General features: G+C 61.8%; 14 protein-coding genes and 1 pseudogene. 4 read left to right on the plus strand and 11 right to left on the minus strand.

Features of this window, described 5'->3' with window-relative positions; translation table 11 throughout:
• Positions 1–40 precede the first annotated feature (40 nt).
• From C4J91_RS25230 to C4J91_RS25245, 4 genes are all read left to right on the plus strand, one after another.
• Positions 41–928: a 3-keto-5-aminohexanoate cleavage protein gene (locus C4J91_RS25230; protein WP_124364724.1), complete on the plus strand. Its 888-nt coding sequence runs from the start codon at positions 41–43 to the stop codon at positions 926–928.
• A gap of 144 nt (positions 929–1072) precedes the next feature.
• Positions 1073–2038: an L-carnitine dehydrogenase gene (locus tag C4J91_RS25235; protein WP_124364725.1), complete on the plus strand. Its 966-nt coding sequence runs from the start codon at positions 1073–1075 to the stop codon at positions 2036–2038.
• 27 nt (positions 2039–2065) lie between these two features.
• Positions 2066–2557 carry a thioesterase family protein gene (locus tag C4J91_RS25240; RefSeq protein WP_124364726.1) on the plus strand — a complete coding sequence of 164 codons (492 nt, stop codon included), beginning with the start codon at positions 2066–2068 and terminating at the stop codon, positions 2555–2557.
• Positions 2558–2781: 224 nt separating this feature from the next.
• The gene (locus C4J91_RS25245; RefSeq protein WP_124364727.1) at positions 2782–3045 is read left to right on the plus strand and encodes a hypothetical protein; all 264 of its coding nucleotides are present in this window, start codon (positions 2782–2784) and stop codon (positions 3043–3045) included.
• Between the two features lie 94 nt (positions 3046–3139).
• On the opposite strand, the gene C4J91_RS25250 is transcribed toward C4J91_RS25245, so the two are convergent.
• From C4J91_RS25250 to pilM, 11 genes and pseudogenes are all read right to left on the minus strand, one after another.
• Positions 3140–4243, minus strand: a complete 1104-nt coding sequence (locus C4J91_RS25250; RefSeq protein WP_124364728.1) for a GlxA family transcriptional regulator — start codon at positions 4241–4243, stop codon at positions 3140–3142.
• A 500-nt stretch (positions 4244–4743) separates the two neighbouring features.
• Entirely contained in the window at positions 4744–5811 is a 1068-nt protein-coding gene (gene hemE / locus C4J91_RS25255; protein WP_124364729.1) for a uroporphyrinogen decarboxylase, read from the minus strand.
• A 235-nt stretch (positions 5812–6046) separates the two neighbouring features.
• Complete coding sequence (locus C4J91_RS25260) at positions 6047–7471, minus strand: FAD-dependent oxidoreductase (protein ID WP_124364730.1); 1425 nt, start codon at positions 7469–7471, stop codon at positions 6047–6049.
• A 124-nt stretch (positions 7472–7595) separates the two neighbouring features.
• Positions 7596–12041: a glutamate synthase large subunit gene (gltB, locus tag C4J91_RS25265; protein ID WP_124364731.1), complete on the minus strand. Its 4446-nt coding sequence runs from the start codon at positions 12039–12041 to the stop codon at positions 7596–7598.
• 349 nt (positions 12042–12390) lie between these two features.
• Positions 12391–13962: an SPOR domain-containing protein gene (locus C4J91_RS25275; protein ID WP_124364733.1), complete on the minus strand. Its 1572-nt coding sequence runs from the start codon at positions 13960–13962 to the stop codon at positions 12391–12393.
• A 10-nt stretch (positions 13963–13972) separates the two neighbouring features.
• Positions 13973–15073, minus strand: a complete 1101-nt coding sequence (gene aroB, locus C4J91_RS25280; RefSeq protein WP_124364734.1) for a 3-dehydroquinate synthase — start codon at positions 15071–15073, stop codon at positions 13973–13975.
• Between the two features lie 125 nt (positions 15074–15198).
• Complete coding sequence (gene aroK, locus C4J91_RS25285) at positions 15199–15717, minus strand: shikimate kinase AroK (protein ID WP_003171222.1); 519 nt, start codon at positions 15715–15717, stop codon at positions 15199–15201.
• A gap of 4 nt (positions 15718–15721) precedes the next feature.
• Positions 15722–16975: pseudogene (locus C4J91_RS25290) on the minus strand (type IV pilus secretin PilQ); the annotation flags it as partial.
• Positions 16976–17116: 141 nt separating this feature from the next.
• Positions 17117–18088, minus strand: coding sequence for a pilus assembly protein PilP (locus C4J91_RS25295; protein WP_124364736.1), 972 nt, complete (start codon positions 18086–18088; stop codon positions 17117–17119).
• Positions 18085–18636, minus strand: coding sequence for a PilN domain-containing protein (locus tag C4J91_RS25300; RefSeq protein ID WP_124364737.1), 552 nt, complete (start codon positions 18634–18636; stop codon positions 18085–18087). Before C4J91_RS25300 ends, C4J91_RS25295 begins: the two co-directional genes overlap by 4 nt.
• The gene (pilM, locus tag C4J91_RS25305; RefSeq protein ID WP_256658892.1) at positions 18633–19289 is read right to left on the minus strand and encodes a type IV pilus assembly protein PilM; all 657 of its coding nucleotides are present in this window, start codon (positions 19287–19289) and stop codon (positions 18633–18635) included. The genes C4J91_RS25300 and pilM overlap by 4 nt, the downstream gene beginning before the upstream one ends.
• Between the last annotated feature and the right edge of the window lie 215 nt (positions 19290–19504).

Raw genomic sequence — 19504 nt, forward strand, 5'->3', positions numbered from 1 at the left:
GGCTGCGAACGGCACCCCCACGCCTGCAAGGAACCGCCTCATGAACCACGACGTCATCATCACCTGCGCACTCACCGGTGCTGGCGACACGACCGCCAGAAGCCCGCACGTGCCGGTCACCCCCAAACAAATCGCGGCCGCCGCCGTGGAAGCCGCCAAGGCCGGCGCGACCGTGGTGCACTGCCATGTGCGTGACCCGCACACCGGCAAGTTCAGCCGCGACGTGGCGCTGTACCGCGAAGTGATGGAGCGCATCCGCGAGGCCGACATCGACATCATCGTCAACCTCACTGCCGGTATGGGCGGCGACCTGGAGATCGGCAGTGGCGAGCACCCCATGGAGTTCGGTCCCAACACCGACCTGGTCGGCCCACTGACGCGCCTGGCCCATGTCGAGGAATTGCTGCCGGAAATCTGCACCCTCGATTGCGGCACCCTGAACTTCGGCGATGGCGACACCATTTACGTGTCCACTCCGGCGCAATTGCGCGCCGGCGCCAAGCGAATCCAGGCGCTGGGCGTTAAAGCCGAGCTGGAGATTTTCGACACCGGCCACCTGTGGTTCGCCAAGCAGATGATCAAGGAAGGCCTGCTCGACAACCCGCTGTTTCAACTGTGCCTGGGCATCCCGTGGGGCGCGCCGGCCGACACCACCACCATGAAAGCCATGGTCGACAACTTGCCCGCCGACGCCGTGTGGGCCGGCTTCGGCATCGGCCGCATGCAGATGCCGATGGCGGCGCAGGCGGTGCTGCTGGGCGGCAACGTGCGAGTCGGCCTGGAAGACAACCTGTGGCTGGACAAAGGCGTGCTTGCCACCAATGGGCAGTTGGTGGAGCGCGCCGGTGAAATCCTCAGCCGCCTGGGGGCGCGGGTCATGACCCCGGCGGAAGGTCGCATCAAGATGGGCCTGGCCAAACGCGGCTAGTCCCTGCCAAAACCAAATCAAAAATGTGGGAGGGGGCTTGCTCCCGATTACGGTGTGTCAGTCGATGCATTCGGTGCTGAGCCACCGCTATCGGGGGCAAGCCCCCTCCCACAAGGGATCACCGAACGCTTTAGGAATGTGCCAATGAGCTTTATCACCGAAATCAAAACCTTCGCCGCCCTCGGCAGCGGTGTTATCGGCAGCGGCTGGGTGTCCCGCGCCCTCGCCCACGGCCTGGACGTCGTGGCCTGGGACCCGGCACCCGGCGCCGAAGCGGCCCTGCGCAAACGTGTCGCCAACGCCTGGGGCGCCCTGGAGCAACAAGGCCTGGCACCGGGAGCATCCCAGGCGCGCCTGCGCTTTGTCGCCACCATCGAGGAATGTGTAAGGGACGCCGACTTCATCCAGGAAAGCGCCCCGGAACGCCTGGAGCTGAAACTGGATTTGCACAGCAAGATCAGCGCCGCAGCCAAGCCAAATGCGTTGATCGGCTCGAGCACGTCCGGGCTATTGCCAAGTGAATTTTATGAGGGTTCGACCCACCCGGAACGTTGCGTGGTTGGCCACCCGTTCAACCCGGTTTACCTGCTGCCGTTGGTGGAAGTGGTCGGCGGCAAGCACACCGCGCCGGAGGCGATCCAGGCCGCGATCAAGGTCTATGAATCCCTCGGCATGCGCCCACTGCACGTGCGCAAGGAAGTGCCGGGGTTTATTGCTGATCGCCTGCTGGAAGCGCTGTGGCGCGAGGCGCTGCACCTGGTCAACGATGGCGTGGCGACCACGGGCGAAATCGACGACGCGATTCGCTTTGGCGCCGGGCTGCGCTGGTCGTTCATGGGCACCTTCCTCACCTACACCCTGGCCGGTGGCGATGCGGGTATGCGCCACTTCATGGCGCAGTTCGGCCCGGCATTGCAGTTGCCGTGGACCTATTTGCCGGCCCCGGAGCTCACTGACAAGCTGATCGACGATGTGGTCGATGGCACCCGCGACCAGCTAGGCAAACACAGCATTGCGGCGCTGGAGCGCTATCGTGATGATTGCCTGCTGGCGGTATTGGAGGCAGTCAAAGTGACTAAAGCCAAACACGGCATGAGCTTCGCCGAATAACTCACATTCTTGACCGAGTCTGGATCCATGCCCGCATTGAAGACCTACACCACTCAAATCCTGCCTGAATGGGTCGACTACAACGGCCACCTACGCGATGCGTTCTACCTGCTGATCTTCAGCTACGCCACCGACGCACTGATGGACATGCTGGGCCTGGACAGTGATAACCGCGAAGCCAGCGGCCACTCGCTGTTCACCCTGGAGTTGCATCTGAACTACCTGCACGAAGTGAAGCTGGGAGCCGAAGTGGAGGTGCGCACCCAGCTGATCGCCCACGACGCCAAGCGCCTGCATCTCTATCACAGCCTGCACCCGGTGGGGGATGACAAGGAACTGGCCGGCAACGAACAGATGCTGCTGCATGTCGACCTGGCGGGGCCGCATGCCACGCCGTTCACCGAGGCCGCGCTGGAACGTCTGGCTGCCATCAGCGCCGCACAGGCCGAGCTGCCAATGCCCGCCCTGCTTGGCCGTGTCATTGGTTTGCCGGCAAAAAAAGCCCCGAGCCAGCCGTGACTGGATCGGGGCAGAGTGCCTTGTGTGAGCCGTGCATCCGGAGGGTGACCAAACCATCAAGCTGCGTGCCTGGGACCAGTGTGCCGGTAAGTGCACCGGGTGCATGGCCCGAAAACGACACCCTCATAGCCATCTGAGGCATTCACGCATTCTGCCCTTGCCGACCGCCTGGGCGGCTACCAGAATCGAGGTCGAACCCCGCTCCCCTCACCAGGATAAACGTCATGATGCATGCGGATTTGATTGACCAGGATGACCTGTTGGGCCAACTGCGCTCGTTGGGTTTCGAAGTGTCCAGCGGTGCCAGCGCCGAGCAGGCTTGCGAGTGCGCGGTACGCGGTTTGAGCGAGGCACGGGCCAAGGCGCTCAAGGGCATGGTTGAGCGGATGTACAGCGGCAGCGCGACGATTCTGCCGGCGGTGCGTCAGGCGATCGATAAACAGTTGTTGCCGGCCTTGATGCAGTTCAAGCAGAACCGCGGCGCCTGACAGAGTGCTATCGGGGGCAAGCCCCCTCCCACCTTTGACTGTGTTCACAAATCAAATGTGGGAGGGGGCTTGCCCCCGATGCAGTCAACCCGGTCTAGAGCCTTACACTGGCAAAAGTCGACTCATTCCTGGCCTGGCTCAACGCCGACATCGGCCCCGACAACGGTGACAACACCAGCGCCTGCGGAATCGGCAGCATCGCCACCTGCTGGGTGGTGTTGGAGCCTACACGCTCATCGCGCGGCGGAATGCCGAAGTATTCGCGGTAGCACTTGGAGAAATGCGGGGTGGACACAAACCCGCACACCGACGCCACTTCGATGATCGACATCGGCGTTTGCTTGAGCAACTGCCGCGCACGGATCAGGCGCAACTTGAGGTAGTAGCGCGACGGCGAACAGTGCAGGTATTTCTGGAACAACCGCTCCAGCTGGCGACGCGACACGGCGACATAGACCGCCAGTTCGTCCAGGTCGATGGGCTCTTCCAGGTTGGCTTCCATCAGCGCCACGATTTCCTGCAGCTTCGGCTGGTTGGTGCCGAGCATGTGCTTGAGCGGCACACGCTGGTGATCCTGTTCGTTGCGGATGCGTTCGTACACGAACATCTCGGAGATGGCGGCCGACAGCTCACGGCCGTGGTCGCGGCTGATCAGGTGCAGCATCATGTCCAACGGCGCGGTGCCGCCGGAGCTGGTGAAGCGGTTGCGATCGAGGGTGAACAGGCGTGTGCTCATGGCCACGCGGGGAAACGCTTCCTGCATCGACGCCAGGCATTCCCAATGCACGCTGCAATCGAAACCGTCGAGCAGGCCCGCACAGGCCAGGGCCCAACTGCCGGTGCAGACCGCACCGAGACGACGGGATTGACGCGCCTGGCTTTGCAGCCACGACACGTGTTCGCGGGTGACGGTGCGCTGGATGCCCACGCCACCGCACACGATCACCGTGTCCAGGGCTGGAGCCTTGTGCATGGCGGCATCGGGGGTGATCTGCAGGCCGTCACTGGCCCATACTTGGTTGCCGTCGACACTCAGGGTTGTCCAGCGATACAACTCGCGGCCGGACAGCTGGTTGGCCATGCGCAGCGGTTCCACGGCCGACGCCAGGGAAATCAGCGTGAAATTGTCCAGCAGCAAAAAGCCGATGGATTGAGGCGCACGGTTCTGGGGTTGAGCCCCGGAGTTGAACGACGTCATCGCAGTATCTCCTCACACAAAGCGGGTGATGGCCTCAGGCGAGGCTCTTGTTATTGCGCTCATCTCCTGAGAGGGAGAGAGGCTTTGAATTGATAGAGCAAATGCCATGCCTGAAATTGAATAGCCATTCAACAAATCCTGAAAACGACCTGTTGATGCGTCTATATAAGCCCGCCGATTAAACGCGAGATATGACGCACGAGGCCGGGGCCCAGAGGGCCGTGAGCAGATCGGTAGCACTTGTGGGAAGGCGCTTTGCGGGCGTAGGAGAAGTCTGTCACCCAACGCACGGGAGACGGGTGGTCGAGGGAGAAATCGTTCGCGAGCTACTTATCTATTTGCGACGCGCTAAAAGGTGGCGCTTTAGGCTCGGGTGTTCACTTTATGAGCAGTGCTGGCTGCCCTGGCGCTATCGGGGGCAAGTCCCCACCCAGCGTTGAAATGTATTCACAGGTCAAAATGTGGGAGGGGGCAACCCCTTCCCACATTGGTCTTGCGTGTTACTCGTGATATTGCGCTGACAGCTCGTGCACCGCGCGCAGGAAGGCGCCGGCATGTTCCGGGTTCACCTCCGGGGTGATGCCATGACCCAGGTTGAACACGTGCCCGGTGCCTTTGCCGTAGCTGGCGAGGATGCGCCCGACTTCGGTGCGGATCGCTTCCGGCTTGGCGTACAGCACGGTCGGGTCCATGTTGCCTTGCAGCGCAACCTGGTTGCCGACGCGACGGCGGGCTTCGCCAATGTCGCAGGTCCAGTCCAGGCCCAGGGCATCGGCGCCGGCGTCGGCGATGCTTTCCAGCCACAGGCCACCACCCTTGGTGAACAGGATTACCGGCACCTTGCGGCCTTCGTGTTCGCGGATCAGGCCGCTGACGATCTTGCGCATGTAAGCCAGGGAGAACTCCTGGTACGCCGCCGCCGACAGGTTGCCGCCCCAGGTATCGAAAATCTGCACCGCTTGCGCGCCGGCCATGATCTGGCCATTGAGGTACGAGATGACCGACTGCGCCAGCTTGTCCAGCAACAGGTGCATAGCGTGCGGGTTGTCGTAGAGCATGGCCTTGGTCTTGCGGAAGTCTTTCGACGAGCCGCCTTCGACCATATAAGTGGCCAGGGTCCATGGGCTGCCGGAGAAACCAATCAGTGGCACGCGGCCATTGAGCTCGCGGCGGATGGTGCTGACGGCATCCATCACGTAGCCGAGGTCTTTGTGCGGATCAGGGATCGGCAAGGCTTCGATATCAGCCAGAGTACTGACGACTTTCCTGAAACGCGGACCTTCGCCGGTCTCGAAGTACAGGCCTTGGCCCATGGCGTCCGGGATAGTGAGGATATCGGAGAAGAGGATGGCCGCATCCAGCTGCGGGTAGCGGTCCAGCGGCTGCATCGTGACTTCGCAGGCGAACGTAGGGTTCATGCACAGGCTCATGAAGTCGCCGGCATTGGCGCGACTGGCGCGGTATTCCGGCAGGTAGCGACCGGCTTGACGCATCATCCACACGGGCGTGACGTCTACGGGCTGCTTGAGCAGGGCACGAAGGAAACGGTCGTTCTTGAGGGCAGTCATGTCGGCATCCGCAAAAAAAGTGCGGGCATTTTCTCAGAGCGCGACGCAAAAGGCACGGAATGCGCCGTGCCTTTTGTCTATCGGGTCAATTTGTCGCGGACATGGAAACGCTGCAAAACCAATGTGGGAGGGGGCTTGCTCCCGATTGCGGTGGTTCAGTTATAGATACTGAAACTGACACACCGCTATCGGGAGCAAGCCCCCTCCCACATTTTGATCTCATTTCAAGCGGGGATCAGGGCCAGACTTGCAGGTAGTCCAGGATGCCTTCAGCGGCATTGCGCCCTTCGAAGATCGCCGTTACTACCAAGTCAGAGCCGCGCACCATATCGCCACCGGCGAAGATTTTCGGGTTGCTGGTCTGGTGCTTGTACTGGCCTTGCTCCGGGGCCACAACACGGCCCTGGCTGTCGGTCTGGATCTCGAACTGCTCGAACCACGGCGCCGGGCTTGGGCGGAAACCGAAGGCAATGACCACGGCGTCGGCCGGGATGATTTCTTCGGAACCCGGGATCGGCTCGGGGCTGCGACGGCCACGGGCGTCCGGTTCGCCAAGACGGGTCTCGACCACCTTCACGCCTTCGACGCGGTCTTCACCAACAATCGCGATCGGTTGGCGGTTGTAGAGGAATTTCACGCCTTCTTCCTTGGCGTTCTTCACCTCTTTGCGCGAACCGGGCATGTTGGCTTCGTCACGGCGATACGCACAGGTCACCGACTTGGCGCCCTGGCGGATCGAGGTGCGATTGCAGTCCATCGCGGTGTCGCCACCGCCAAGCACCACGACCTTCTTGCCTTTCATGTCGACGAAATCTTCCGGCGACTTTTCAAAGCCCAGGTTGCGGTTGACGTTGGCGATCAGGAAGTCGAGCGCGTCGTACACGCCCGGCAGGTCCTCACCGGCAAAGCCGCCCTTCATGTAGGTGTAGGTGCCCATGCCCATGAATACCGCATCATATTCGGCGAGCAGTTGCTCCATGGTGATGTCTTTGCCGATCTCGGTGTTCAGGCGGAACTCGATGCCCATGCCGGTGAACACTTCGCGACGGTTGCTCAGTACGGTCTTCTCCAGCTTGAACTCGGGGATGCCGAAGGTCAGCAGGCCGCCGATTTCCGGGTTCTTGTCGAACACCACCGGGGTCACGCCGCCACGCACCAGCACGTCGGCACAGCCCAGGCCCGCAGGGCCCGCGCCGATGATCGCGACGCGCTTGCCGGTCGGCTTGACCTTGGACATGTCCGGGCGCCAGCCCATGGCGAACGCGGTGTCGGTGATGTACTTCTCCACCGAACCGATGGTCACCGCGCCAAAACCGTCGTTGAGGGTGCACGCGCCCTCGCAGAGACGGTCCTGCGGGCACACCCGGCCGCAGACTTCCGGCAGGGTGTTGGTCTGGTGCGACAGTTCAGCGGCGGCGAGGATGTTGCCCTCGGCCACCAACTTGAGCCAGTTGGGAATGAAGTTGTGCACCGGGCACTTCCATTCGCAATACGGGTTACCGCAACCCAGGCAGCGGTGGGCCTGGTCGGCCGAGTGCTGGGGTTTGAAGGGTTCGTAGATCTCCACGAACTCTTTCTTGCGTTGACGCAACAGTTTCTTCTTCGGATCTTTGCGCCCGACATCGAGGAATTGGAAGTCGTTGCTGAGACGTTCGGCCATCTTTAAAACCTCGTACACGACAGCTTTAAGCTACAAGCTTCAAGCTGCAAGAAATCAAATAAACCGGTACACCGCGCACTGCCCTTAGCTTGCGGCTTGAAGCTTGCTACTTGCCGCTGCGTCGTCATTGCGGACTCGCAAGTGTGCTCGACAGCAAAGACTTCAAACTCGCCGCCTTAGGCTTGACCAGCCAGAAACGACGCAGGTAATCATCGAGGTTTTCGGCGAGGTTACGCCCCCATTCGCTGCCGGTTTCCTCGACGTACTCGTCCAGCACGTGCTGCAAGTGGTTGCGGTAGGACTCCATGGCTTCGCCGCTGATCCGCTGGATCTCGACCAACTCGTGGTTGACCTTGTCGACGAAGGTGTTGTCCTGGTCGAGCACGTAGGCGAAACCGCCGGTCATGCCCGAACCAAAGTTGTAACCGGTCTTGCCCAGTACCGCGACAAAGCCCCCGGTCATGTACTCGCAGCAGTGATCGCCGGTGCCTTCCACCACGGTGTGGGCACCGGAGTTACGCACGGCGAAACGCTCACCGGCGGTACCGGCGGCGAACAGCTTGCCACCGGTGGCGCCGTACAAGCAGGTGTTGCCGATGATGGCGCTGTCCTGCGACTTGTAGACGCTGCCGAGTGGCGGAACGATCACCAGCTTGCCGCCGGTCATGCCCTTGCCCACGTAGTCGTTGGCGTCGCCTTCCAGGTACATATGCAGGCCACCGGCGTTCCACACGCCGAAGCTCTGGCCCGCAGTGCCCTTGAAGCGGAAGGTGATCGGCGCTTTCGCCATGCCCTGGTTGCCGTGCTTGCGTGCGATTTCGCCGGAAACACGAGCGCCGATGGAACGGTCGCAGTTGCAGATATCCAGGGCAAACTCGCCACCGCTGGCATCGTTGATCGAGGAACCGGCCAGGTCGACCATCTTCTCGGCCAACAGGCCCTTGTCGAACGGTGGGTTGCGGTCCACCTGGCAGAATTGTGGCTTGTCTGCCGGGATGTGATCGCTGCCCAGCAGCGGCGTCAGGTCCAGGTGCTGTTGCTTGGCGGTCTGGCCTTCGAGGATATCCAGCAAATCGGTACGACCGATCAGCTCTTCCAGCGAGCGCACGCCCAGCTTGGCCAGCCACTCACGGGTCTCTTCGGCGACGTAGGTGAAGAAGTTCACCACCATGTCGACGGTGCCGATGTAGTGATCCTTGCGCAGCTTTTCGTTCTGAGTGGCGACGCCGGTGGCGCAGTTGTTCAGGTGGCAGATGCGCAGGTATTTGCAGCCCAGGGCGATCATTGGCGCGGTGCCGAAGCCGAAGCTCTCGGCGCCGAGGATTGCGGCCTTGATCACGTCAAGACCGGTTTTCAGGCCACCGTCGGTCTGTACCCGGACTTTGCCGCGCAGGTCGTTGCCGCGCAGGGTCTGGTGGGTTTCGGCCAGGCCCAGTTCCCACGGCGCACCGGCGTATTTGATTGAGGTCAGCGGCGAAGCACCGGTACCGCCGTCGTAGCCGGAGATGGTGATCAGGTCGGCATAGGCCTTGGCCACGCCAGCGGCGATGGTGCCCACGCCCGCTTCTGCTACCAGCTTCACCGAGACCAGCGCCTGCGGATTGACTTGTTTGAGGTCGAAAATCAGCTGCGACAAATCTTCAATCGAATAGATGTCGTGATGCGGCGGCGGCGAAATCAGGGTCACGCCGGGTACCGCATAGCGCAACTTGGCGATCAGGCCGTTGACCTTGCCGCCAGGCAGTTGGCCGCCTTCACCGGGCTTGGCGCCCTGGGCCACCTTGATCTGCAGCACTTCGGCGTTGACCAGGTATTCCGGGGTCACCCCGAAGCGGCCGGTGGCAACCTGCTTGATTTTCGAGCTCTTGATAGTGCCGTAACGCGCCGGGTCCTCACCGCCTTCGCCGGAGTTGGAACGCGCGCCCAGGCGGTTCATGGCTTCGGCCAGGGCTTCGTGAGCCTCGGGCGACAACGCGCCCAGGGAAATACCGGCGGAGTCGAAGCGCTTGAGGATCGATTCCAGCGGTTCGATTTCGCTGATGGCCAGCGGCGTGTCCAAGGTCTTGACCTTGAACAGGTCGCGGATCATCGACACCGGGCGGTTATCCACCAGGCTCGTGTACAGCTTGAACTTGGCGTAGTCGCCCTGCTGCACGGCGGCTTGCAGGGTGCTGACCACGTCCGGGTTGTAGGCATGGTATTCGCCACCGTGCACAAACTTGAGCAGGCCGCCTTGCTGGATTGGCTTGCGCGCGCTCCAGGCTTCGGCCGCCAGGGCTTTTTGCTCGGCTTCGATGTCGACGAAACGCGCACCCTTGATGCGGCTCGGCACACCACGGAAGCTCAGCTCGCAGACTTCTTCGGACAGGCCGATGGCCTCGAACAGTTGCGCGCCACGGTAGGAGGTGACGGTGGAGATGCCCATCTTCGACAGGATCTTCAGCAGGCCTTTGGTGATGCCCTTACGGTAGTTCTTGAACACTTCGTAGAGGTCGCCCAGCACCTCACCGGTACGAATCAGATCGCCGAGCACTTCGTACGCAAGGAACGGATACACAGCCGAGGCGCCGAAACCGATCAACACGGCGAAGTGATGCGGGTCACGGGCGGTGGCGGTTTCCACAAGGATGTTGGAGTCGCAGCGCAGGCCTTTTTCAGTCAGGCGGTGATGTACCGCGCCCGTCGCCAGGGCGGCATGGATCGGCAGCTTGCCTGGGGCGATATGACGGTCGGTCAGCACGATCTGGGTACGACCGGCGCGCACGGCTTCTTCGGCCTGGTCGGCGACGTTGCGCACAGCGGCTTCAAGGCCCAGGCTCTCGTCGTAGTTCAGGTCAATGATCTGGCGATCGAAGCCCGGACGCTCCAGGGTCATCAAGGAGCGCCACTTGGCCGGGGAAACGACCGGCGAGCTGAGGATCACGCGGGACGCGTGCTCCGGCGACTCCTGGAAAATGTTGCGCTCGGCACCCAGACACACTTCCAGGGACATCACGATGGCTTCGCGCAGCGGATCGATCGGTGGGTTGGTCACCTGGGCGAATTGCTGGCGGAAGTAGTCGTACGGCGTGCGCACACGCTGGGACAGCACGGCCATCGGCGTGTCATCGCCCATGGAGCCGACCGCCTCGTAGCCTTGCTCGCCGAGCGGACGCAGCACCTGGTCGCGCTCTTCGAACGTAACCTGGTACATCTTCATGTATTGCTTGAGCTGGTCGACGTCGTAGAAAGCCGAACCGTGGTCGTTGTCTTCCATGGTCGCCTGGATGCGCAGGGCGTTCTTGCGCAGCCATTGCTTGTACGGGTGACGGGACTTCAAACGGTTGTCGATGGCGTCGGTATCGAGGATCTGCCCGGTTTCGGTGTCCACGGCGAGGATCTGGCCAGGGCCTACGCGGCCTTTGGCGATCACATCTTCAGGCTTGTAGTCCCACACGCCGATTTCCGACGCCAGGGTGATAAAGCCGTTGGTGGTGGTGACCCAACGCGCCGGGCGCAGGCCGTTGCGGTCGAGCAGGCACACCGCATAGCGACCATCGGTCATGACCACGCCGGCCGGGCCGTCCCACGGTTCCATGTGCATCGAGTTGTACTCATAGAACGCCCGCAGGTCGGGGTCCATGGTCTCGACGTTCTGCCACGCTGGCGGAATGATCATGCGCACGCCACGGAACAGGTCGATGCCGCCGGTGACCATCAGCTCGAGCATGTTGTCCATGCTGGAGGAGTCGGAACCGACGCGATTGACCAGCGGGCCGAGCTCTTCCAGGTCCATCAAATCATTGGCGAACTTGGTGCGACGGGCCACGGCCCAGTTGCGGTTGCCGGTAATGGTATTGATCTCGCCGTTGTGGGCGAGGAAGCGGAATGGCTGGGCCAGCGGCCATTTCGGCAGGGTGTTGGTGGAGAAGCGCTGGTGAAACACGCAGATTGCGGTTTGCAGGCGCTCATCGCTCAGGTCCGGATAAAAGGCGGTGAGGTCCGCCGGCATCATCAGGCCTTTATAAATGATGGTTTTGTGGGAAAAGCTGCAGATGTAGTGGTCGGTATCGGCGGCGTTGGCCACCGACGAACGACGGCGGGACGTGAACAGTTTGATCGCCATGTCCTGGTCGCTCAGGCCGTCGCCTGCGATGAACACTTGTTCGATCTGCGGCAGGCGCTCCAGGGCCAGGCGGCCGAGTACGCTGGTGTCGATCGGCACTTTGCGCCAGCCGACTAGCTGCAGGCCGGCAGCAACGATCTCGCGGTTCATGTTCTCGCGAGCAGCTTCGGCTTTAACCGGGTCCTGGTTGAAAAACACCATGCCCACGGCGTACTGCTTGGGCAGCTCGACGGCGAAGTGCTCTTTGGCGACCGCGCGCAGGAACTGGTCGGGCTTTTGAATCAGCAAGCCGCAACCGTCACCGGTCTTGCCGTCGGCGTTGATCCCACCGCGGTGGGTCATGCAGGTCAGGGCCTCGATGGCCGTTTGCAAAAGGGTATGACTGGGCTCGCCCTGCATGTGGGCTATCAGGCCGAAACCGCAGTTATCCTTGAATTCATCGGGTTGGTACAGACCTGCTTTCATAGACACTTTCTCACCAGGCTGCCTCTTATATCGAGGCAAATTTCTTTTCAATTCAACCGGTTACCTTCCACGCCGAACGTGCGCCGGCTTAGCGGGGGCAAAAGGGAGGTCATTGTACACACCGCCACAGACGCTCACAAATTTAGCGACGAAATGTCGCAAATCTATGTCGCATTTATGAAAGGTTTAAAGCGATATGCTGTGCTAGTCAAAACTTTTTTAATTCTGACCGCTACGACTCAAAAGCTACCGTGACGCAGACACCACAAAGCGCGCGGCCTTCAGGGCTGCACGCTGTTGTAGTTTTTTGAGGTGCCGGGAGGGCGGCCTGGGTAAGGCCGCCGGATCTTCAGCGAGTTGTTGCCAGTTCTTGTTGAACGCTGGCAACAGTGCGAGGCCAAGGTTTACCAGCCTGAACCTTCGCTGGCAAGGCCTTGATGGCGGAATCGGCTGCGGCGCGGCTTGGGAAGCTGCCGTAGGTGATCACATACAGCGGCTTGCCGTTGAGCACTTTCTTGAAATAACGGTACTGGCCGCCCTGCTCTTTGACGAACGCCTGCGCGTTGGCCTCGGAGCTGGTGCCGAGTATCTGCACCACGAAGTTGCCGGTGGGCTGGCTGCTGTACCAGCTGCTACCGGCAGCGCCGGCCTTGGCAACGGTGGCCGCCGGTTTTTCCGCCGGCTTGGCCGCTGGAGCAGGCGTTGGCGCGGGCTTGGTCACCGGCGCAGGCGCAGGCTTGGCTGTGGCAACCGTCGGCGCCGGGGTCGGCTTGGCAGCTGGCGCAACCGGTGCAACGGGAGTCGCTGGCGTACCGGCAGGCACGCCCGCAGGTGGCGCGGTGGTGGTCACGGTTGGCGGTGTCGCGCTGGAGCCTTCCACCGGCACGCCGTCGTCGCCTTCGGAGATGCCCCCGGCTTCTTCGGCCAACGGGCCGCGCATCACAGGTTGGCCGACCATCGGCAGGTTGGTCGGTTGGCCGGAATTGGCGAATTCGACGTTCGGCGTGGGCTTGCCCAGTGGCAACTGCGCCTGTTCGGTTGGCGCGCCAGCGGTTGCCGGTGCCTTGCTGCGCCCTGGGATCAACCAGGCGGCGGCAACAGCGACCACGACAACGGCAGAAATAGCCAATACGTGCTTCTTAGGCATAGTGAACCCCATCTTTGGACGCTTGACCGCAGAGCGGCTGGCAATCATGGCTTCGATCATTGCATCGCGGGCAACCTGATTGATGTTGCCAGGCCAGCCATCGGAGCTTTCGTGAATATCAGAGATCTGCGCAGCGGAGAAAAGTTCGATACCCGCCCCCGCGCCCTCGAGGCGTTGAGCCAGGTATTCGCGGGTCTCTTCTTCTTCGTACGGCTGCAATTCGATGACGTGGAACAGCTCTTGTTCGCCGCTGATCTGCTCCAGATCGGCGATCAGTGACGACTCGCCAAACAAGAACACATGGGGACGCCCTTCCGGGGTACCCGCCGCCAGCGCCAACAGGGCTTCCAGGGCAGATTCGTCGAGCTGCTCGGCGTCATCCACCAACAGATAGACTTCCTGGCCGGTCAGGCCCAGTTGCACCACCTGTTTGAGAATCGCGTTCGGCTCAGGGTTGGCCACGTCCAACGCCTGCGCCACCTGGCGCAACACGCCGGCCGCGTCACCGGCACCACGGGCCGAGACGACGACGCTCTGCACCGATTGCTTGTTGGTGCTGGCAACCAGCGCCTGGCGCAGCAAGGTCTTGCCGCTACCCAACGGCCCCGTCACCACCAGCAGCAACTGGCTGTAGCGCGCGAGATGGTGCAATTGCCCCAGTACCGGCTTGCGCTGGGCAGGGAAGAATTTGAAACCAGGCACCCGAGGCGCGAAAGGGTCGTGGCTCAGGTGGTAGTGGCCGAGGAACGCCTCGTCGGCATGCAAACTAGTCATCGGGATCTTATTAACCTTTAAGCTGGGCCAGGGCGCGGTAATCCGCTCCCAGCGTGGCCTGTAAAATCTCTTTCGGATAATCGTCGGTCACCACCGCTTCGCCCATGTGGCGCAACAGCACCAGTCGCAGTCGACCGTCGATCACTTTCTTGTCTATCGCCATGTGTTCCAGGAAATCCGCCTCGGTCATTTCAGACGGCGGAATCACCGGCAAACCGGCGCGCTGGAACAGACAGATACCGCGATCACGCTCCTGGACGCTGATCCAGCCCAGGCGCTGCGACATTTCCAATGCCATCACGGTGCCAGCCGCTACGGCTTCCCCATGCAGCCACACACCATAGCCCATGTGGGTTTCGATCGCATGGCCGAAGGTGTGGCCCAGGTTCAGGGTAGCCCGCACACCGGACTCCCGTTCGTCGGCATTCACCACCAACGCCTTGGCCGCACAGGAGCGGGAAATCGCTTCGGTGAGTGCCACCTGGTCGAGGGCGCGCAAGGCGTCCATGTGTTCTTCCAGCCAGGTCAGGAAGGGCTCGTCGCAGATCAGCCCGTACTTGATGACTTCCGCCAAGCCCGCCGACAGCTCGCGGGGGGGCAGGGTGTTGAGGGTTGCGGTGTCAATCAGCACGGCCTGCGGCTGATAGAACGCGCCGACCATGTTCTTGCCCAGCGGGTGGTTGATACCGGTCTTGCCGCCCACCGACGAATCGACCTGGGACAGCAGCGTGGTCGGCACCTGGATAAAGTCCACGCCACGCTGGTAGCAGGCGGCCGCGAAGCCGGCCATGTCACCGATCACACCGCCGCCCAGGGCGACCACGGTGGTACGGCGGTCGTGCCGTGCGCTCAGCAGGCCATCGAAAATCAGTTGCAGGGTTTCCCAGTTCTTGTGGGCTTCGCCGTCGGGCAGGATCACCGAGATCACCGAGTACGCCGCCAGGCTGCGGCTCAGACGCTCAAGATACAGCGGCGCCACCGTTTCGTTGGAGATGATCGCCACTTGCCGACCGGCAATATGCGGTGCGAGCAGCTCGGGCTGGTCCAGCAGACCTTCGCCAATATGGATCGGGTAGCTGCGCTCGCCTAGATCGACCTTAAGTGTCTGCATGTGTCCCCGCGTTGAAGATATTTTGACGACCGGTAACGCCTGGATCAGACGCTGCCTGATGGCTCTACGCCACACCCCGCGAGGTCATGGCGCGCCGCCGAGAATAGCGCATTTGCGGCCAGGCTTTAACGGGGTGGTAGCCGTTGCAGGCGCTCAAGAATGTCGAGTACCACCATTCGCGGCGGCCGTTCATCGGTTTCCACCACCAGATCGGCGATTTCCCGATACAGCGGATCGCGTAGCGCCAGCAGGTCTCGCAGGGTTTTTTCCGGGTTGGCCGTGCGCAGCAACGGGCGATTGCGATCACGGGCGGTGCGGCCCACCTGCTGCTCCACCGAGGCATGCAGGTACACCACTCGCCCCCCGGCGTGCAGGGCGCGGCGATTTTCATCGCGCATCACCGCGCCACCGCCGGTGGCCAATACCACGCCATCGCAGCCGCACAGTTCGGCAATCATTGCCTGTTCGCGGTCGCGAAAGCCCAGCTCGCCTTCCTTATCGAAGATCCATGGGATATTGGCACCCGTGCGCAATTCAATTTCCTTATCGGAATCTTTGAATGGCAGGCGCAGCTCTTTGGCCAGCAAACGGCCGATGGTGCTTTTTCCAGCCCCCATCGGCCCTACAAGAATCAAATTTCGCACAGAATCAACGACTCACAGCAATCGCCTGGTTATTCATGATACGCGGAGTCAGGAATACCAGCAGCTCGGATTTTTTCTCCGCCCGCACATCGCGCCGGAAAAGGCGGCCAAGATACGGCACATCGCCTAAAAATGGCACTTTATCTACCACTTTGCTTTGGGTATTGGAGAAAACCCCGCCGATGACAATGGTCTCGCCATCCTTGACCAGGACCTTGGCATTGACCTCGTTTTTCTTGATCGGTGGAACGTCGTTGAGTTTGTTCAGATAGTCGGGCTCGTCCTTGGTGACTTTGACCACCATGATCACATGATCGTCGGGGGTGATTTGCGGCGTGACCTCCAATGACAGCGAGGCTTCCTTGAACGACACCGAGGTTGCGCCCTGGGACGTGGATTCCTGGTAGGGGATCTCGGTGCCCTTGAGGATGCGCGCGGTTTCCTTGTCCGAGGTGACCACCTTGGGCTGTGAGACGATTTCGCCGTTGCCGGACTTTTCCATGGCGGTCAGCTCAAGGTCCAGCAGCAGGTTGTCGGTGATAAAGGCCAGTCCCAAGCCCGAGGTGGCGGTCAGCGAACCCAGGTCGACGAAGGGTGAGCTGGGCGGGTTCTCTGGTGGCTGCGCGCCGTCCGCCTGGGGCTTGGGGATACCGCCGGCGCTCCAATTGCCGCGATTGAGCCGCCCACCCCAGCGTGCGCCCAGGCCTTTGTCGTAATCGACATTGGCCTCGACGATGCGCGCCTCGATCATCACCTGGCGCACCGGCACATCCAACTGCGCCACGATCCGCCGCAGTTCTTCCAGCCGCTCTCCAGTCTGGTAGGCGATGATATTGTTGGTGCGGTCGTCGACCGCCACCGAGCCGCGCTCGTCGGTCGCGCCTTCAAAGCCGGTCACCGACTGGAACAGCTTGGCCAGGTCCGCTGCCTTGGCATAATTGACCTGCAGCAACTCCCGGCGTAACGGTGCCAGCTCAGCCATCTGCTTGCGCGCCTCCAGCGTCAGCAGTTCGCGAGCGGCCAATTCGTCAGCCGGCGCCACCAGCAATACGCCGGCCTTCACCCGTTTGTCCAACCCCTTGGCTTGCAGCACCAGGTCCAGCGCCTGGTCCCAAGGCACCTCCTTGAGCCGCAGAGTGATCGAACCTTGCACCTCGTCACCGGCCACCAGGTTGAGGCCTGCGACATCGGCGATTTGCTGCAGCGCTGCGCGCAAATCGATGTTCTGGAAATTGAGATTCAGCTTGTCGCCCGTGTAGCCGACCGAAGATGTGCTTTCGGGCGGCGGCAATTGGATCAGGTCGAGGCGATTGGCTACAGCAGCAGCCGTCGGCGCCGTGAACGCTATCCATAGCGCCACACCGAAGCACGAGAAAATCCTTTTCATGGTTTGATTCCGTTATGAGTTGACGTTCATTACCAGGGTTCGCGGGCGCTCCAGCCAGAGGCCCTGTTCATCGGGAAAGCGCTCGATCAGCTCGACATGACTGTCCTGGATGGACATGACCTGGCCATGATCGGGCCCGAGGTAGTCACCGACCGCCAGCCGATGCACTGTCGGTCCGGCACGCAATAGCGCGAAGGTCTGTCCACCGCCCGACAGCGTACCGACCATGGCGAACTGCTCGATTGCGATGCCCTCCAGCAGCCCGCGAGGCCGAGTGAGATCCGGAGCAAGGGCCGCTCGCCCAGGCGTGTGCTCCGCCTGCAAGGCGGGGCGTTGAAACGGGTCGCGCAGGGATGATGAGTCATAAACAAAGCGCGGAGCCGGGACGACCGCCTGGGACGCGCTGCCGCCTGGCGACGCACTTCGATAGGCCTTGGCCAGCAGGTCAAGACGTAACAATGCCCCTTCAGGCCGCACCGCCACGTCATGCACCGTGACGATGCGCTGCAACCCGCCCAGGGCGCTGACGAACGCCGCCAAGTCGTGATAGGCCCCCGTAGCGGCAATCTTCAAGGGCTGCTCGACATGGAACGGCAGCGACGCCTCATCCAGCACCGCGACGCCTTCGATCCAGACGCCTTTGGCAACCGCCAGCCGGGCGATGTCCTCCAGCAAGCCCGGCACGGAGGACTCACCGGACAACTGCCCTTGAAGGCCCGCGACAGTCTCTTCCATCCCCCTGACTTGTTCGGTGTACGCCTCAAGCTCGGCGGCCAAGCCGGTTTTTTCTTCGAGCTGCGCTTGCAGCGCCTGCTCCCGAGCCTCTAGGCCGTGCAGTCGCTCCCGCGAAGCCCCCAGGTAAACCCCCTCTCCAAGCAACAGCACCAGGCCGGCCAGCGCACAGCCAAGCAGGGCCTTTCCAGGCCAGGGCCATTTTGCAGCGTTGTAGGAGAGTGTGGAAAAATCGAGCCTGGGCAGGCTCATGGTTGCGCCTCGATGGTTTCCCCCTGACGCACCATCAACTGAAACTCGTGATCGCCGCGCTCGCCCTCTGCGCGCACCCGCTCGAGCCGCGCGGAGTGGCCACCCTGTGACGCCTCCAACCGACGCATCAACTGGGCGATATCCTGATTGCTGTCGGCACTGCCACGGATGCTGATCGTATCGCCACTCGCGACCACTTCATGCAGATGAACGCCATCGGGCATTGCACGAGCCAACTGATCGAACAGCCGAGCACCGGAAGATCGCGCATCGTGCAGGTCCTGCACGACCTTCATGCGCTGTGCCAATTGCTGGCTTCGCTCCTGCAGGTCGTCGATGGTCTTGATGCGTGAGTCCTGCACGGCGACATCCCCGTTCAGGCGCACATTGCGGGTAACCTGCCGGTCGATCGCCTGGTCGATCACCTGGTCAGCCAGCCACACCGCCGCGAGCGCCAGGCAGGCAAATACCAGCAACAGTGCCAGGAAATATTTGCGGCGCCGCTCCGCCAGCACTCGGCGCCAGGGCAAAAGATTGATTCGTGTCATCCAGCGAAACTCCTCAGGGCTAACCCGCAAGCCACTCCCATCCCCTGGGCATCGACGGCCCATTGTGCGCCATCGACTCGATGACCCGGCATGAAGCTGGCAAAATCCTGACGGCAAGCGCGCTCCAATGCAAACGCTTCGACATCCACTACCTGCGTCACCAGCCCGGCCAGGGCCAGCGCCGCCTCGCGGGCCTCGACCTGCTCACGCAGGCACGCCACCAGCAACACCTCGACCCGCCCCGCTTCCTGGGGCGATGGCCCGCGCACCTGAAAATCGATGGCGACCTCGTCCAGAGGATAAGGAATGTACTGGTCGGCCTCCATCTGTATCTGCCAGGCCATCTCTTCGTCGCCCAGGTCCGTGTCCATTTCGATCACCCGCGTAATGACCGAAGGGCCCGCCACCGCGACGGCCGCGTGCCTGGTGCCACTGTGCAAGCGGGATAATGCCTGGTGCAGCGCCCGCCCTACGCCGTCGAGGTCAAGCAATGTGCCATCGACCACCGCATGTGCCGGCAATACCTGCGTGACATACCGCTGAATGCTGAAACCTTGCGCCGAACGGCCCAGCTCGACCAGCTTGATACCCTGGTCATTGATGTCAACGCCGAGGACGACGTCGAGTTTTCGCCTGAAAAATCCCTTTCCCATAAAACTCCCTAAAGCTTTGCCTGTCTTACCGCCTGATTGCCGCCGGGCAGCGTGCATTCGGTCGACTTGTTTGAGCCGCGCGAATGACGCCCGAAGGCGAAAATGCTTTAATGCCCAGCGTTTTTTCCCGCTTTTTATCTGCTGCCCGGGTCGATCCATCGTTTGCCATGCATGCCCCGACGCATAACTCTTTCATTTCTCTGGAAATCCAAAAG

Origin of the sequence: Pseudomonas sp. R3-52-08 (assembly GCF_003851745.1) — a bacterium.
In the GTDB taxonomy this organism is placed as follows: domain Bacteria; phylum Pseudomonadota; class Gammaproteobacteria; order Pseudomonadales; family Pseudomonadaceae; genus Aquipseudomonas.